Source organism: Vagococcus acidifermentans (genome assembly GCF_003987655.1).
Classification (GTDB): domain Bacteria; phylum Bacillota; class Bacilli; order Lactobacillales; family Vagococcaceae; genus Vagococcus_B; species Vagococcus_B acidifermentans.
This window is the reverse complement of record NZ_NGKC01000006.1, coordinates 1-17,456: the sequence shown is the minus strand read 5'-3', so window position 1 is coordinate 17,456 and position 17,456 is coordinate 1. Positions and strand designations below refer to the sequence as shown.

The following is a 17,456-nucleotide window of genomic DNA, read 5'->3' as shown; positions in this document are numbered from 1 at the left end:
AAAAAGCTGTGACTCAGCCTCAATGCCACTAAGTCACAGCTTTTCACTATCATTACCTATTCAGCTGTATATTCTTCAACCAGCGCAACTACTTCTTCAGCAGTATCGCATTCAGTCACAGCTTTTTCGGCTAATTCAGCCATTTTTGTCGTGTCCAGACGTTTCATCAGACTGCGTGTTCTCAGTATGCTTGTAGCACTCATGGAGAATTCATCAAGTCCCAATCCCATCAATAGAGGGACTGCTGTCTGGTCACCGGCCATCTCGCCGCACATACCGGCCCATTTGCCTTCTGCGTGAGCCGCGTCAATCACATTTTTGATAAGACGCAAAATAGACGGGTTGTAAGGCTGATACAGATAAGACACACGTTCGTTCATCCGGTCTGCCGCCATCGTATATTGAATCAAATCATTCGTACCGATGGAGAAGAAATCAACTTCCTTGGCAAAACGGTCAGCCAAAACTGCCGCTGCCGGAATTTCAATCATGATACCTACCTGAATATCGTCCGATACATTGACGCCTTCGGCAATCAATTTTGCTTTTTCTTCATCAAAAATTGCCTTCGCACTGCGGAAATCCTGCAATGTCGCAATCATCGGGAACATAATCCGCAGATTGCCGTATGCAGAAGCACGCAACAACGCACGCAGCTGTGTGCGGAACATTCCGTCCTCAGCTAAAGAGATTCGGATAGCCCGATAACCTAGAAACGGATTCATTTCATGAGGCAATTTAAGGTAAGGAAGCTCCTTGTCGCCGCCGATGTCCATCGTACGTACAACAACCGGCTTGCCTGCCATGCCTTCCAAAACAGCCTTATAAGCATTAAACTGGTCTTCTTCGCTCGGAAAATCGGAGGCATCCATGTACAAGAACTCTGTCCGGTATAATCCGACACCTTCGCCGCCGTTTTTGATGACACCTTCTAAATCTTTCGGTGTACCGATGTTGGCTGCCAATTCCAAGTGTTTGCCGTCAGCAGTAATTGTTTCGGCATGCACCAGTTTTTCCCATTCAGCTTTTTGTTCAGCGAATGCTTGCGCTTTGGTATTAAACTCAGCGATCTGGCTGTCTGTCGGGTTCACGATGACATCGCCTTCGATACCGTTGACTGCCAATATGTCGCCTTCTTTGACCATCTGAGTGATTTCTTTTGTTCCGACAACAGCCGGTATTTCAAGAGAACGGGCCATGATAGCCGAGTGAGATGTTCTCCCGCCGATATTCGTTACAAACGCTTTAACAAAGCGGCGGTCCAGCTGTGCCGTATCGCTTGGTGTCAAGTCATCTGCGACAATGATGACTTCTTCATCAATCATAGTTAAATCCGGTAATTTTACGCCAAGTAAATGGCTCAATACCCGTTTCGTCACATCGCGAATATCAGCCGCACGTTCCTGCATATACGGATTGTCTTCCATCGCCTCGAACATGCCGATAAACATGTCGGTTACTTCTTTAAGGGCTGATTCAGCATTTACCTGATTATCTTTAATATTGCTTTCAATAGCGCCAATCAGCTCCGGGTCCGAGAGAACCATCAAATGCGCATCAAAAACCTGAGCTTCTTCTTCGCCAAGTGATTCAGCCGCTTTGCTTCGGATAGCTTCCAGATCGCTTGTAGATTTTGCCAGAGCATCAGCCAAACGTGCTGATTCAGCTGATACGTCATCTACTGAAACTTTTTCAAAAGACAAGTCAGGAGCTACCAGAAGATATGCTTTCGCAACTGCGACACCATCACTAACAGCTATGCCTTTCAACAGTTCAGCCATTATTCAGATAACCCTTCTTTTTTCATTGTTTCTTCGATTGCTGCCATTGCTTCAGCTTCGTCAGCACCGTCAGCACTGATAGTCACGTCAGCACCTTGACCGACACCCAATGACATGACACCCATGATTGATTTCAAGTTAACTGATTTACCTTTATATTCCAAGTTAATATCAGAACTGAATTTGCTTGCTGTCTGCACCAATAGAGTTGCAGGGCGAGCATGAATACCTGTATCTGCTACAACGTGAAAATCTCTTTTTTCCATAACTATCTTTCTCCTTCGCCAAATGAATATTTTTTTATTGAGTGAGGTCGACCAAGAAACAAAAAAACGACTTGGACGCACCCCTTTCAATCATACAGATTACCATTTTTTGAGCCTAGTTACAACTTTTTTATACATTTTTTACAAATAATATAATCAGCTCTTAAATCGGTAAATAATTTTTCCGTACAAGAAGGCTTCTCCTACTATCTTGTCTCTGTCAGGATGCTCCCGCCACGCCTCACGGAATAAAAAAAAATCTCCTTTTTCAACAACCAACTCAGATACCTCTCCCAAAACCAGTTTTGCTAATTCTTCCTCGTACTTGTTTTCTGCCATAGTCCCCCTCCCTCGCAAAGAGTACTTCTCCTTATTTTATCATTTTCCGAACAAAAAAAACAGTCCCTCAGCGGGAATAAGGCAATCGTATTACTTGCTTCTCATCACAAAAATGATATAATTGTCTCAAAGGTCAAATTAGGTCAAAGCCTAGTTTGCTTAATTTTCTAAAAGGAGTGATTAAATGCTTTGTCAAAATTGTCAAAAAAATGAAGCAACCATTCACCTTTATACAAATGTCAATGGTCAACGTCAACAAATCGACTATTGTCAAAATTGCTACCAACAATTAAAAATGCAGCAAGAATCACAACGTCAACAGATGAATGGACAAGATCCATATGGATTTAACTCACTAGATGATTTATTCCGCGCCCTTTCTCAACAAGGTCAGCGTCCGCAGCAAATGCCCGGTCAAGTGCCGCCTACTCAATTCGGCAAGATGGGGCCTCCGCAAGGACCTGGCGGAGGCGGAAAAGGTTTGCTGGATGAATTCGGATTAAACCTGACTGAAGAAGCACGTCAAGGTAAAATCGACCCGGTTATCGGACGCGATGAAGAAATCCGGCGCGTGATTGAAATCCTGAACCGCCGGACGAAAAATAATCCGGTCCTAATCGGTGAGGCCGGCGTCGGGAAAACAGCTGTTGTTGAAGGATTGGCTTTAAAAATCGTGAACGGCGATGTGCCTCAAAAACTGCTTAATAAAGAAGTGATCCGGTTGGATGTCGTCTCTTTAGTGCAAGGCACAGGCATCCGCGGACAGTTTGAAGAGCGCATGAACCAACTGATGGAAGAAGTTAAAGCCGATGATTCCATCATCTTGTTCATCGATGAAGTACACGAATTGGTCGGCGCCGGCACAGCCGGAGACAGCAGCATGGATGCCGGCAACATTTTAAAACCTGCCCTTGCACGCGGCGAACTGCAAATGGTCGGAGCAACCACGCTGAACGAGTACCGCATCATTGAAAAAGATGCCGCACTTGAGCGCCGGATGCAGCCCGTCAGAGTAGACGAACCGACTGAGGCAGAAACCATCACGATTCTAAAAGGACTGCAAAAGCGGTACGAAGATTTCCACCATGTGAAATATACGGATGACGCTATCGAAAGTGCGGTCAAGCTCTCCAGCCGTTACATCCAGGACCGCTTCCTGCCGGACAAAGCCATTGACTTGCTGGATGAAACAGGCTCCAAAAAGAACCTGACCATTCAGACGCTTGACCCGAAAATCATTGAAGAACGGATGCAGGAAGCAGAGCGCCAAAAAAATAAGGCGTCTCAAGAAGAGGACTTCGAAAAAGCCGCTTACTACCGCGACCAAGTCAACCGGTTTGCTGCCATGAAAAATCAGCATATCTCTGATGAAGATATTCCGACAGTCACCAGCAAAGACATGGAACAAGTCGTGGAAATGATGACAAACATTCCTGTCGGCGAATTGAAAGAAAAAGAACAGACACAGATGAAAAATCTGGACAGCGATCTGCGCAAACATGTCATCGGACAAGATGAAGCAATTGAAAAAGTGGCTAAAGCCATCCGCCGGAACCGTGTCGGTCTGGGCAAGAAGAATCGGCCAATCGGCTCCTTCCTGTTTGTCGGACCGACAGGCGTCGGGAAAACGGAATTGGCACGCCAGCTGGCGCGGGAACTGTTCGGTTCGTCCGAATCGATGGTCCGCTTTGATATGAGCGAGTACATGGAAAAACACAGTGTGTCCAAACTGATCGGCTCGCCTCCTGGATACGTCGGCTATGACGAAGCCGGGCAGCTGACTGAACAAGTCCGGCGCAATCCGTACAGTCTGGTGCTGCTTGATGAAATCGAAAAAGCCCATCCGGATGTCCTGCACATGTTCCTGCAAATCCTTGATGACGGCCGGTTGACCGATGCACAAGGTCGGACAGTCAGCTTTAAAGATACAATCATCATCATGACCAGCAACGCCGGAACCGGGGCAGTCGAAGCCAATGTCGGCTTTGGCGCAATTAAAGAAGGCACAACCCATTCCGTCCTTGGACAGCTGGGCGACTTCTTCAAGCCGGAATTCCTGAACCGCTTCGACGGCATCGTGGAATTCAAGCCGCTTTCCAAAGAAGACTTGCTGTCAATTGTCGATCTGATGATTGATGAAGTCAACGGCTTGCTGGAAGATCAGGGACTGCACATTGACGTCAGTGACGACGTCAAAGAAAAATTGGTCGATTTAGGCTACGATCCGAAAATGGGCGCCCGTCCATTACGCCGAGTCATTCAAGAATATATTGAAGACGGCATTGCCGAGCACTTCCTGGATCATCCGAGCGAAAAGGAACTTGCCGCTGAAATGGCAGAAGACAGCATTGTTATCAAAACAAAGGCTTAAATAACTAAATAAATGTCATTGTCGCAGGCAATGACATTTATTTTTTTCAAAAATATGGTATAATATGCTTAATCATTTTATGCACTGATTTATATATTAAGGGGGGATTGATATTGAAATTAGTTGATGTTACGAACAGTTATGGAACTCTTGTCGCAAAACAGCTAGCTAATACAGACTCCTATCTGGTTCGCGTGTATTCATTGGGCAAAACGATGATTGTTTTTTCCGAGGCACCTTCCCATGTGGAGATTGTCATTGTGAACAAAATGAGGGATATCAAACGTTTTGAAATTGAGCAGGTTGTCGAAGAGCTGCTTGGCACAACTATGGATAATGGCCGGCTTAAATTTATACATACCAAAGGAATCGTAGAAATATCCGCACCGTCAGACATCAAAGAAAGCATCTAAAAAATACTAAGAAGTCTTCAATCAGACAGAGCGTTGGTTGCAGTCTTCTTGTTATTTTTTTTGCATTAAAATTTCACAAAAAAAATAGCCTAGCAAGTGTGTGTTTGTTTTGGATTCTGTACATCATACTGAGCGGTACATTGAAGCCGGTACCTAAATGTACCAGATTCGTTGTTGGTTGTTTTATGTTAAACACTTGCTAGACCATATTCAATTGGTAAGGAGTAACTCAAATTCCCACATCCTTCTTTAGATTTTTGGTTAAGTCTCACACAAATTCTCTTCACAAGCGGGCTCTCTTTTTACTGCCAGAGCACCCAATTTTACTACTGGGAATTTATATGACCCCTTACACTCTCTTTATACCATATTCCGACTATTTTTGCAAGCGTTTTCCGCCAGACTTCAGCTGTTTTTTTATCAGCCGTCTGACGCCCTCAGCTGAGTTGCTGTACAAAATAGCTTTGAGGCAGCCCAAATTAGCAGTTTATGCAAAAACACTTCGTCGTTCTTGAAATGGTAACGACATCTCTCAGCTTTTAGTTCACTTTTCGAGAGATGTCAATTACCATTATAACAAGAACAATATGCTGAAATTAGCTACGTGACACCTTTTTTATTTCTCTTTACTTCTAAAGAAAAATCTCACCAGAACTGCACCAGCGGCCATGATCCCGCCGCATACAGCCACAAACGGATTGACTGTTTCGTTCGTTTTAGGCAAACCGCCCCTCGCTAAGCCGCCGCTTGAATATCTTGAATTTCCGGACACTCCGCTGCCCGTCGATCCGAAATTGCCGCCTTGACCGCCAGTGCTTTCTTTAGCAGGTTCCTCTTTCAAATTGGCGACGGCCTCTTCAAGTGCTTGCAGCGCGTCGTCGACTTCTTTTTGTACCGCATCTTTTTTCTTGGCAATTTTCCGGGCATCTGCCAGTGCGTCGAACAAGACTTTTTGCGTAGCTTCTGTGAATTGTTTCCCTGCCGACGGTTTCAAGATTTCCGCTTGTTGTATCAGCTCTTCCAGCTTTGCTTTATCAACCGGAATAGGCTGTTCCTTCAGATCAGCTGCAGCGTCACTCACGGCTTTTGTTGCGCGCGCGATTTCCGACTGCGGTGAATTCGGGTTCGCCGCGACTTCTTCCGCATCGGCTAAGGCTTTTTCTAACGCCTCTTGCGTGTCACGCGTGTACATCATGCCTTTTGACGGTTGGCCCAATTTTTTCTTAGCGTCTGCAATCGCCTTCGTTAATGGTGTTTTATCTGTTTTTACAGGCGTTTCTTCCAGTCCTTTGAGCGCTTTTTGCAATTGTGCAACGGCTTCGTTGACTGCTTCCTGTGCGGCTGCAGGATTGTCCAGCACTTCTTGCGCTTGATTCAGCGCTTTTTGCAATATGACCAAGCTCTCCGGCGTGAACATGTGCTGTTCATCGGAAGGCGTAACCTGCCGTGCTTGTTCCAGCACTTCTAACAACTCGTTTTTATCAGCAGGAATCAGCTGTGCTGTAAGATTGTCAATGGCTGCCTGCAAATCTTCCGCCGCCTTATCCACGTCTTGTTGCGCAGCGGCAGGGTCTGCTGCAACTGCTTTGGCGGTGTTGACCGCAGCCTCCAGCGCCGCCTTTGTCTCATCTGTGAAACGGTAGCCTACTGGTGGTTCCAGCTTTTCCGCTTGACCAATCACATCGCTCAACAGTGTTTTGTCTGCCGGAACGGCTTCTTCTTTCAAATTGTCGACTGCCTGATTCAACCCGTCGGCTGCCTGTCTGACCATTTCAGACGTTGCAATTGAATCTGCCGCAACTTGCTTCGCCTGTTTGAGTGCAGCTGCCAGTGCCGCCTTTGTCTCAGCGGTAAATTGCCGGCCTGCTTGCGGCTGTGCTTCAACCGCCCGTTTAATCGCCGCATTGAGCGCGGTTTTATCAAGTGCTTCCGTTTTTTTCTCAAGAGCATCCAACTTGTCGTTGATTTCTTTAACGATTTGGTCCACTTGCGCCTGAGTTGCCTCCGGATTATCAATGACCTCCTGACCTTTTTGCAGCAAGTCCATCAATGCCTGCCATGATTCGGTCGTGTAATCTTCTTCTATGAGAGACTCAAGTCGTTCGTTGATTGCGTCAACGCCTGATTTATCAATAGCAACCGTTGTATCCTGCTCAATCGCCGCTTCAAAATTCCCGACTTCTGCCTGCTGCAACCCTTGACCGACCAGCAATCCTTGTGTTGCTTTAAAGACGAGCCGGCTGCCAGCTGCTTTTTGCGGCAATTTTTCCTTCACTTTGACTTTAAATGTGACAAGGTCAACGTCCCCTTTCAGCAGTGTCGCCTGCCCTTGATTGCTCAACACCAAATACAGCGACTCAGTGCTGTCGGAGTGCTTGCGGTAAGTGGAATAATTTTCCATCCAGGCGGCATTATCGGCTGCAGTCGGCTGTGACACCAGTTCATACATCGTTGAGTCGAAATCCAGCTTCACACTTAGCGCATTGACGTTAACAAATTCTTTCCCTTTTAAAGTCAACGTCAATATATCGCCCGCCAGATATTTGTCTGCATCGCGCTGGCCGGTGATTGCCAAGGTCAACGCGCCGCTGATTTTACCAGTATCCGGACTGGCAATACCGCCGTCCAGCTGGCGCAGGACATAACTGATGTCATACGCATCGATGACTTTATTTTTATTCAAATCCCCCTGCTCGACATAGCCGTTAAAATCACTGTCGACCGCTTCGAGTCCAGTGTAGTTGCGGTAGGAAAGGGCATCATTTTCATCCACTTTGCCGTCGTTTGTAATATCCCCCGGCAAATATCCTTTCGCTCCGTCTTTTTTGAAAAACATCATTTCGCGGCCTGAGCCAAAGTTGCCGACAGATTCCAGTACTTTCAACTCAAGGAACCGGTAAGAAGTCCCTTGCGTTTCAACGGTTTTAAGGTCTGCTGTCCCGGCCCATGAAATCGGCTTCGAATAGTCCGTCCAGTTGATGCCGTCAGTCGAGGTACGGTACTGAATTTTTCTGAAATTACCATTTCCGGCATTTTCCCGCGGCAAATATTGAAACTTATCCATCTCATACACCTTGCCTAAATCAAATTGCAGCGTTAAGAAATGGCCGATTGACGGACTGGCAATACCGGTAAACCAGTTGGTGTGCCATTGCGAAGATAAATCCCCGTCAGTCAATTTTTCAAGTCCTTCCCCGTTTTGACTGATGATATTACTCTTGGCTTTCACAGTTCCGATACGGTTTTTGAACGGATCTTCGTTTGTCTTTCCGATAACTGGTTCGCTCCACTCGGAAACACCCGCCTCACCGACTGACCGCACCCGAAACTGATGTTCCGACAAAAATTTGAAGCCGCCGAATATTGCATTAGTGTCAGTATACCCGCTAAAAATACTGCCGTCGCGCTCAATATCATATGACACTGCACCGTCAACATTGTCCCATTGAATCGCCAACTGGCTTTCGGTGGTTTTGGACTCATCAAGCTTCACATTTTTCGGTACTGCCAGCTTTTCATCAACCGGCGTTTTAGCTCCGGCAATCGTACCTTTGTTAATAAATCCTGCCACTTTTACCTGCACATTTTTAGCTGTTACATTTTGTTTGTCTAATTTGACTGACAAGAAGGACTGGCTGATTTTTTCATCCGTCAAACCTTCGAGGTAACCATTCACTTGGAAATCCCGGTCGAAATAGTAGCTGTTGGCCTTTTCTGCAAATTCTTCCTTGGTAGCTGCTTTTTCCAGCGTCACTTCCTGACCGCCGACCACAGCTGTCACACTTTCAGGTTCTGCCGATGCCATGATATCAAACTGGGTGCTGCGCTCAGCAACAAAACCATTGTAGCCGCCCTCCGTCGGGTCAACTGTAATAAGCAGTCGCCTTTTTCGTTTGTTTTCGGACCGTTACTCGAAATGTTTGTCGTCGCAAATTCACCCGTCTGATAACCTGTCGAGATGCCGTCATCCTCATAAACTTCAAACGAAGACTCCTGATTAGGGTAAATCAAAAACTTGCGCTGGTCACGTTTGATTTCGCCAGGGTTATTGTTTGGATTAGTCATCGGGATGATTGCACCGTCTTTTACATACACCGGCAATTTCCAAAGAGGCGTCTTCACTTGCCTCAATACCCGCCCGCCTTGTATTTTCTCGCCGGTAAACAAGTCTATCCAAACCTGATTGTGATCCGGCAAATAGATGTTGTCGCGGAGCGAATTGCCTTTTGCATCAGTCTGTCCAGTGTAAACAGGGGCTATCAATAAATTCGGTCCCCACATGTATTGGTACTCAGTGTCCTTAGTGTAAGCATAGCTGTCTGCCGGATATTCCAGAGCCATTGCCCTAACCATCGGCAAACCGGTGACAGATTCTCTGGCAATCGAATAATTGTACGGCATCATCATCGATTTAAACTTCAAATAAGCGCGGTTGATAGCGGTCGCCTCTTTGTCAAACGCAAACGGATTTTTCTCATTTCTTCCCCAGCCGTCCATGTTTAACTGCATCGGCGTGAAAGCTTTCCACTGATAGTCACGGATATTGACATGTTTATTGCCGCCGCCAAAAATACCATCCATATCTGAACTGACATTCGGCTGACCGGACAACGAGGTCCCGATATATGTCGGAATATGGAAACGAATGTATTCCCACTCTCCGCCTGTTTGGTCCCCGGACCAGATACCGCCATGACGCTGTGTCCCGGCCCAACCGTCCAATGTAACAATCAGCGGACGGACATTGCCGTTTGTTTGATTCACAAATGTATTAGCCGCGTCTTCAATGCCGTTCAAACCGAATGAATAACCGTAACCTACCCACGCCACATCGGTTTTCAGTGCCTTCACCCCGGCAACCCGGACTTCTTTTTCGATATCACGTTCGCCTTTTTTGGGATTGTTTACATCGGACGGATGAAGATTCGATTGTGTCCAAAGTCCTACTTCAACGCCTTTGCTGTTGGCATAAGCGGTAAATTCTTTCAGATTTTGAATATCGCCGTCCAGCGAATCTGTCTGACCGTACCCGGCGCCATAACCGTCATTCGGCAAAAACCAGCCCAACGGCATATCATTTTTTATGTATCTATCGATGACCGCACGCGCCGAAAACTGATAATTATTTTTTTCACCATTTAATGATTCCAATATGCCTGACTGTCCGCCTAAATGAGCCGGCTGATATTCTTTATACCATTTCCCATCTTCAAACTTAATTGCACCGCCGGCTGCACTGGAAGCTTCGACCCAGTAATCTCTGTTGTATGCATTTAGATGAGCTTCATAAAAACCGTACTCAGGCAACAACACCGGATAGCCTGTCAGCTCGAAGTAGTGTTTCAAAATTCCCGATGCTGAATCATCAAAGAAATAAAAAGCATCGAAGTTGGCATCGTCATGGGTCGTCTTGACCTCATTACCGTCCGTTAGCCCGAAATCATATATCCCCTTTTTCCAAGTATTGCGCACAACGCCGTAGCCGTTTGTTGACCAATAAAAAGGATTCGGCGAGGCCACGCCGCCATCTACCCAGTTATTTGTATTTTCGATTTTTATTTGCGTGCCTTTATGGGTAAAGCGGCCATTTTGCGTCCCGCCGCCAAAAAAGTTTTCTGCTGACGTCTGTTTCAGCGTTTGTGTCGCCTTGTTATTTTGATAATTGAGCGGCGCCGATTCTTCCAGCACAACTTTATTTGTTACCTTGTTGAATACACTCATCAAAGACGTTTTTTTATGAAACGAAATCGTCAATTCAGGTGTCTCTATCGAATAAATAGACCCTTCATCATTTAATACGGACTCGCCAAACGCTTCCAAGCCGTAGTCTTCCATCGACTTGGCCGTGATTGTGGCTATATGTTCAGGCTTATTCGGTTTCGGATATTCCTGGAAATTGCCGTTTGGGTCCATTTGAAACCGAAACAGATTGTTTTTCATTACGCTTAATTGTGCTTTTTCACCGCTTTCGTACTGAATCAGATAATTTTTGTCCTGCTTTTCAATTGATGAAATAGCGCCCAGCGTCTGTGTTTTAGCGACACTTTTCTGTTCCGTCTTTGCTGCGTTTTCCGCCTCTGCCGACTGGCTGCTCATACTTGTCACCACACACAGCGACAACACCGCTCCGCTGACTAACAGAAATTGATAGAACCGCTTTTTCCCCTGAACCCACTGTCTGTCTTTTTCCATATTTTTCCCCCTTATTAACTTGCTCAAACTTTCCATCACAACTTGCACTGGCACACTGCAAACACTAAAATGACTCAGGCGACAATTCATCCACAGCTTTTAAAATAATAACCAGATAACGCTGAATAGCTTGTGAAACCCCTTTTAAAGAACAAGTGGTTTTTATTTGTAAGAAACAGTATTCTCACGAACCACGGCGACATAACTGCTGTTTAATATGAAAGACGTGTTAGTTTCTTATCAAAAATAACACCACAACTGGTATCAACCACTTGTGGAAAGTATAGAAGAAAACGCCTTCTTTGTCAATGAGAAATTTTGTCAGAGAGTTCCTCCACATTAAACCTGCACAAAAAAAAAAGCCCCTTTCTATCATTTTTTTGACAAAAAAGAACTTCTGTCCGTTACACATATATTTTAGTGTTGCACTTACTACAGCAATGATTTCAATTCCACATCCGGGTACTTATCCGCAAACCATCTCATGGCAAATTGATTTTCAAACAGAAACAGCGGCTGGTCAAAACGGTCTTTGGCCAGAATGTTACGGCTGGAACTCATGCGTTCATCCAAGTCATCTGGGTCAATCCAGCGGGCTATTTTACTGCCCATCGGCTCCATAATAACTTCTGTATTGTACTCATTCAACATGCGGTGTTTGAACACTTCAAACTGCAGCTGACCGACGGCTCCCAAAATGAAGTCGCCTGACAAATACGTTTTGTACAGTTGAACAGCCCCTTCCTGTACCAGTTGATACAATCCTTTATAAAATGATTTTTGCTTCATGACATTTTTAGCTGTCACCTTCATGAACAGCTCCGGCGTGAACTGCGGCAGATCTTCAAATGCCACGCTGCTTTTACCGGTATAAATCGTATCACCAATCTGATAGGTACCTGTATCATACAAGCCGATAATATCACCGGCTACAGCTGTTTCCACATTTTCCCGGCTATCTGCCATGAACTGAGTGGAATTGCTCAATTTGATTTTTTTCCCGGTACGCTCCAGCTGAACATCCATGCCGCGTTCAAATGTCCCTGAACAAATTCTAACAAATGCAATCCGGTCGCGGTGGGCAGGGTTCATGTTAGCTTGAATCTTAAAAATAAAGCCTGAAAACTCGCTGTCATACGGGCTGACCTGCCCGCCGTCTTTGGTTTGGTGTCCTGACGGCTGAGGTGCAAACTGCAAAAATGTTTCCAGAAATGTCTGTACGCCAAAGTTAGTCAGTGCCGACCCGAAAAAGACCGGTGTCAGCTCGCCTGCCGCAATTTTCTCTTCTGAAAACTCATTGCCTGCTTCGACCAAGAGCTCCACATCCTCCATCACTTGGCTGAACAAAGAATTGGCATGCAGCGGATGGCCGGCATCAATGTCACCGGCATCATCCAGCGGCAAGAAGCGTTCGCCGTCATACCGCTCGGGGCGGTACAGTTCCACACGCTGATGGAAAATATCGTACAATCCTTCAAACCCTTTTCCCATCCCAATCGGCCAGTTCATCGGATAAGATTCGATTTCCAGTACTTCTTCCAGTTCTTCCAGCAAATCCAGCGGTTCGCGGCCGTCCCGGTCCAGTTTATTGATAAAGGTAAAAATCGGAATACCGCGCATCCGGCAAACTTGGAATAATTTCTTCGTCTGTGCCTCAATCCCCTTGGCACTGTCGATTACCATGACGGCACTGTCCACAGCCATTAAAGTCCGGTAAGTATCTTCTGAAAAATCCTCGTGTCCCGGTGTGTCAAGAATATTCACCCGTTTGTCGTCATAGTCAAACTGCATCACAGAACTCGTCACAGAAATCCCGCGTTGTTTTTCAATATCCATCCAGTCCGATTTGGCAAAATGCCCGCTTTTTTTCCCCTTGACTGTGCCTGCATTGCGGATAGCGCCGCCGAACAGCAGCAGCTGCTCCGTAATCGTCGTTTTCCCTGCATCGGGGTGAGAGATGATTGCAAAGGTCCGCCGTTTATTTACTTCATTTTGTTGATTACTTATCATGAATCACGTTCTCCTTAAATTTCTGGTATCTACTATATAATGCGTCTGCATATACTTGTCCTTCAAAACATTTTTTAGTATATCATGAGCGCCGTTGAAATAAAAGCATCTTGGGCGGATAAGGTACGAAAACGACTTATTTCATAAAAATAGAGCTGCTCTATCTTCACATAAGAGCAGCTCTATCTCTTTATTCTATTACACACTGTGGTGACGTTCTAGCCAAAACTTTGCTCCGTCCGGGAAATAATCTCATCCTGCAGTGCACGGTCCAAGTTATTGAAGTAATCACTGTACCCTGCAACACGGACAATCAAATTCTCGTAATCTTCCGGATGTTTTTGAGCATTGATCAGTGTTTGTCTGTCAATGACGTTAAACTGGATATGGTGGCCGTCCATAGCGAAGTATGAACGAACCAGACTTGCCATGTGCGACAATCCGTCCTCGCCGGCAACCACAGCCGGTGTGAATTTCTGGTTCAGCAATGCCCCGCCGGTCTTCAGCTGATCCAGCTTGGAAGCTGATTTGATGACAGCTGTCGGACCATTACGGTCAGCTCCCTTTTCAGGGGAGATACCGTCAGGCAGCGGGATACCCGCGTGACGGCCATTGGCACTTGCTTCCATCACTTCACCAAAGTATACGTGACAAGTCGTCGGCAAGAATTCCACTACTGTTGTTGAGCCTTTCGGTGTCTTTCTGCCGGCAATCACATCTTGCAAGGTCTGGTCCACTTCGCGCAAGATATCATCCGCATAGTCGTCGTCGTTACCGTATTTTGGCGTCTGATTGTACACAATGTCAAACACCTCATCGTGTCCCTTGAAATCATCCTTCAGTGCTTTCAACAGCTCATCCATCGTAAAGCGTTGGTCTTCCATCACATTTTTCTTGATGGCAGCCAGCGAATCTGTCACTGTTGCAATGCCGACACACTGGATATAACTTGTGTTGTAGCGGGCGCCTCCAGCATTATAGTCTTTTCCTTTTTTGATGCAGTCATCTGTCAAAACAGACAGCAGCGGTACCGGCATATACTCCATGTACATGCGTTCAATCATGTTGTTGCCGGCTACTTTCACGTCCACAACATATTGCATTTGAGCTTTAAATGCGGCATACAATTCGTCAAAATCTTTAAAGTCACGCGGGTCGCCCAAATCAAGTGCCACTTGTTTGTTGGTATAGCTGTCAAATCCGCGGTTCATGACCAACTCAAAAATTTTCGGTACGTTCAGATACCCCGTCAGAACGTATGCCTCCTTGCCGGCCACTCCTACTTCGACACAACCGCTGGCAATGCCGCTTTCACGAGCATCATCGATTGTTTTACCAAGATACATCAGTTCCTGGATAAGTGCTTCGGAATTATAAAACGCCGGTTGGCCCCAGCCTCGGCGGGATACTTTGGCAGCTTCACGCAAGAATTTCTCCGGTGATTTACGGGAAATTTGCACGTTCGAGCTTGGCTGAAGCAGCTTCATCTCATCCATCACTTCCAGAATCAAATAGCTGACATCGCTCACTCCGCTCGTGCCGTCAGGACGCAGTGCTCCTGTGTTGATGTTACAGAAATCAGTATAGGTGGCACTTTCTTTCAGCGTGATACCGACTTTTGGCGGTGCCGGCTGGTTGTTGAACTGAATCCACAGATTTTCCAGCAGTTCGCGGGCAAATTCGCGGGTCAAGGTACCTTCTTCAATTTCCTTTTCATAAAACGGTTCAAGATGCTGATCCAGTTTTCCTGGAGAATACGCATCCCAGTTGTTCATTTCAGTTGTAACACCGATATGTGTGAACCAGTACATTTGAATCGCTTGTCTGAATGTTTCCGGTTTGTTTTCAGGTACAACGTCGCATATATCAGCTAATTCCAGAAGCTCGTCTCTCCACTGCGGATTTTCTTCCACAGCAGCCAGTTCGCGGGCTTTTTTGGCATAGCGTTTGCCAAAAATAATCATGCCTTCACAAACAAGGCGCATGCCTTCCAGTTCTGATTTCTTATTCAGCGCATCCAAATCATTGTTGTAATCCAGCGCTGCAATTTCAGCGTCGATTTTCTCAATAAAGTCTTTGTAGCCGTACTGGTAGATTTTGCCGTCAGCAACTGTATGACCCGGTCCTCTTTGCATCAGAAATTCTGTGTACAAACCTGCGTCAAACAAATTATGCCATTCTTCCGGCAACAGCTTGTTCATACGCGTCATCATCGCGCGGTCTTTCCAATATGGAATAATAACCTCTTCCTGAATGCGGCGGTCTTCTTCCGATACTTTGAAGAAAACTTTTTCGCGGTTGTTCATATTGTCAAAGTCTTCCAGCGTGTGGCAGCACAACTCCGGAAATGTTGGCGCTGCCCAAGGACGGTGACCTTTTTCACCAAAAATCAATGACCCTTTTTCAACATACAATGTCCGGTTTTCCATCAAATACTTGAACGCTTTACCTCTTAAGACTGGTGCTTCATACTTGCCTTCATATTTTTTGTAGGCTTCTGTCAGCAGCACTGCCCGCTCGATTGAAATGGACGGAACACATTCTTTATCGCTGATTTCCCTCAAGCGCTTGATCCGTTCTGTTGATCCTCTTCGTCTTGTTTCTAAAGTAAGTGTTGACATATGATTCTTTCCTTTCCCATTTATATATTCATTGCCTCTTCATTCAGCGAATCAACCAGCTATCCGCCGATTTTTACCTTGTATTGATGATTTTCCAGCAACTGCTTGATTTGTTCCTGCCGCTCTTCAGAAGGCGCCTGGAACAACTGCGGGTCCTTCCTGCCGAGACGCTTGTATTTATCAAACCCAAATTCATGATATGGCAGCAGATTAATGATTGACACAGAAATGTTATTCATCTTCAACCATGCGACTGTTTCCTCGATGACTTCATCAGAAGTGTTGAGCCCTTCCAATAAAATCAGCCGCAGATGGATAGTTGCGCCATGTTCTGACAATTTTTTCAAATTATCCAGCACCAGCTCATTGCCGACTCCCGTATATTCTTTATGTAATTGTGAATTTATGAACTTTAAATCATACAGAAAGTAGTCGACATATGGCAAAATCCGTTCAAAGTTCTCAAATGGCGCGACTCCGCACGTATCCACAGCAACTGAAATACCTTTTGATTGAATCTTTTTCACAAGTGGTGCCACATAGTCCATGTCCTGCGTCATGACCTCGCCGCCGGACAATGTCACACCGCCGCCGGACTGTTCGTAAAAGATGATGTCCTTTTCTACTTCCTTGACCAACTCATTGACAGTATAATCCTTGCCGACAACCTCTACCTTCCCCTCCTTCGTTTCAATGTTCTCTACTTCGTAGCACTGGCTCTCAGGATTATGACACCACAAACATCTGATTGGGCAGCCTTTGAAAAAAAGTGTCGTCCGAATCCCCGGGCCGTCATGAACTGAAAATTTTTGTATATTAAAAACTAGCGGCATATTTTTCACCTCTCTATTCTTCACCTCTATTATATTCACTATAGTGAAAAAATACAAGCCTTATTGTGATTTTATTCACTTTAATAAACAAACGGGCGCTTTTTAATTTGAACTAAACGACATAACCTCGTTTGACTATCGAAAAAATAACTCTGTAAAATAAACTTGTTCCTAAAAAACAGCTGTGTCCTAAAAGGAAATGGGGCTTCAAAAATAAGACATAGCTTGTTTGAATGACTATTATCAGTCGGATATGAAGTCGTATGAAACCGGAAAATCCACGTATAACTTATACAGTACACGCTAATGAACAAACTACTGTCAAATATCGAAAAGAGAGTCAGTGTATCTTTTGGTACAAAACCCTTTTAAGGATTTACAAGATTTAGAAAAAAAGTAGCAGGGGGCATTCACGAACACCATGGTGTGACTGCTATAATAGAGACACGGTAACAGAGACTTTTAATTTAAAAGCAAAAAACTGCTGACAGACGTCAAAATAATGTAAGCGCCTGATAAAACAGTATCTATCATCTGCTGCCACCCCCAAGTAAACTTGAGCTAACAAATAACTATGGAGGTGGCATATTTGCATAAACAAAATGAAATAATCCCTATTCAACTCATCGA

9 protein-coding genes and 2 pseudogenes are annotated in these 17,456 nt (G+C 45.4%); 2 read left to right on the top strand and 9 right to left on the bottom strand.

Translation table 11 applies throughout. The features are described 5' to 3' along the window. Positions 1–56: 56 nt before the first annotated feature. From ptsP to CBF27_RS06365, 3 genes are all read right to left on the bottom strand, one after another. Positions 57–1,781 (bottom strand): phosphoenolpyruvate--protein phosphotransferase, encoded by a 1,725-nt coding sequence (ptsP, locus tag CBF27_RS06375; RefSeq protein ID WP_126813490.1) that lies wholly within the window; start codon positions 1,779–1,781, stop codon positions 57–59. After that, the gene (locus CBF27_RS06370) at positions 1,781–2,047 is read right to left on the bottom strand and encodes a phosphocarrier protein HPr (RefSeq protein WP_126813489.1); all 267 of its coding nucleotides are present in this window, start codon (positions 2,045–2,047) and stop codon (positions 1,781–1,783) included. The genes ptsP and CBF27_RS06370 overlap by 1 nt, the downstream gene beginning before the upstream one ends. A gap of 156 nt (positions 2,048–2,203) precedes the next feature. Continuing rightward, positions 2,204–2,386, bottom strand: a complete 183-nt coding sequence (locus CBF27_RS06365; protein WP_126813488.1) for a hypothetical protein — start codon at positions 2,384–2,386, stop codon at positions 2,204–2,206. A 184-nt stretch (positions 2,387–2,570) separates the two neighbouring features. On the opposite strand from CBF27_RS06365, the gene CBF27_RS06360 reads away from it, so the two are divergent. Together CBF27_RS06360 and CBF27_RS06355 are read left to right on the top strand one after the other, a co-directional pair. Then, positions 2,571–4,757, top strand: a complete 2,187-nt coding sequence (locus tag CBF27_RS06360) for an ATP-dependent Clp protease ATP-binding subunit (protein WP_126813487.1) — start codon at positions 2,571–2,573, stop codon at positions 4,755–4,757. 113 nt (positions 4,758–4,870) lie between these two features. Then, positions 4,871–5,170: a DUF1827 family protein gene (locus tag CBF27_RS06355; RefSeq protein WP_170175024.1), complete on the top strand. Its 300-nt coding sequence runs from the start codon at positions 4,871–4,873 to the stop codon at positions 5,168–5,170. A 616-nt stretch (positions 5,171–5,786) separates the two neighbouring features. On the opposite strand, the pseudogene CBF27_RS14610 reads toward CBF27_RS06355, so the two are convergent. The 6 genes and pseudogenes from CBF27_RS14610 to CBF27_RS14290 all read right to left on the bottom strand — a co-directional run. Beyond that, positions 5,787–6,371, bottom strand: a pseudogene (locus CBF27_RS14610) (hypothetical protein); the annotation flags it as partial. A gap of 21 nt (positions 6,372–6,392) precedes the next feature. Next, positions 6,393–11,389 (bottom strand): annotated as a pseudogene (locus CBF27_RS06350) (TIM-barrel domain-containing protein); the annotation flags it as partial. Between the two features lie 405 nt (positions 11,390–11,794). After that, entirely contained in the window at positions 11,795–13,372 is a 1,578-nt protein-coding gene (locus tag CBF27_RS06345; protein ID WP_126813485.1) for a peptide chain release factor 3, read from the bottom strand. 218 nt (positions 13,373–13,590) lie between these two features. Then, complete coding sequence (gene hypD / locus CBF27_RS06340; RefSeq protein ID WP_126813484.1) at positions 13,591–15,993, bottom strand: trans-4-hydroxy-L-proline dehydratase; 2,403 nt, start codon at positions 15,991–15,993, stop codon at positions 13,591–13,593. Between the two features lie 59 nt (positions 15,994–16,052). Next, positions 16,053–16,826, bottom strand: coding sequence for a glycyl-radical enzyme activating protein (locus CBF27_RS06335; protein ID WP_126813483.1), 774 nt, complete (start codon positions 16,824–16,826; stop codon positions 16,053–16,055). A 433-nt stretch (positions 16,827–17,259) separates the two neighbouring features. Continuing rightward, the coding region (locus CBF27_RS14290) for a hypothetical protein (RefSeq protein ID WP_211334627.1) at positions 17,260–17,456 on the bottom strand (197 nt) is incomplete at its 5' end.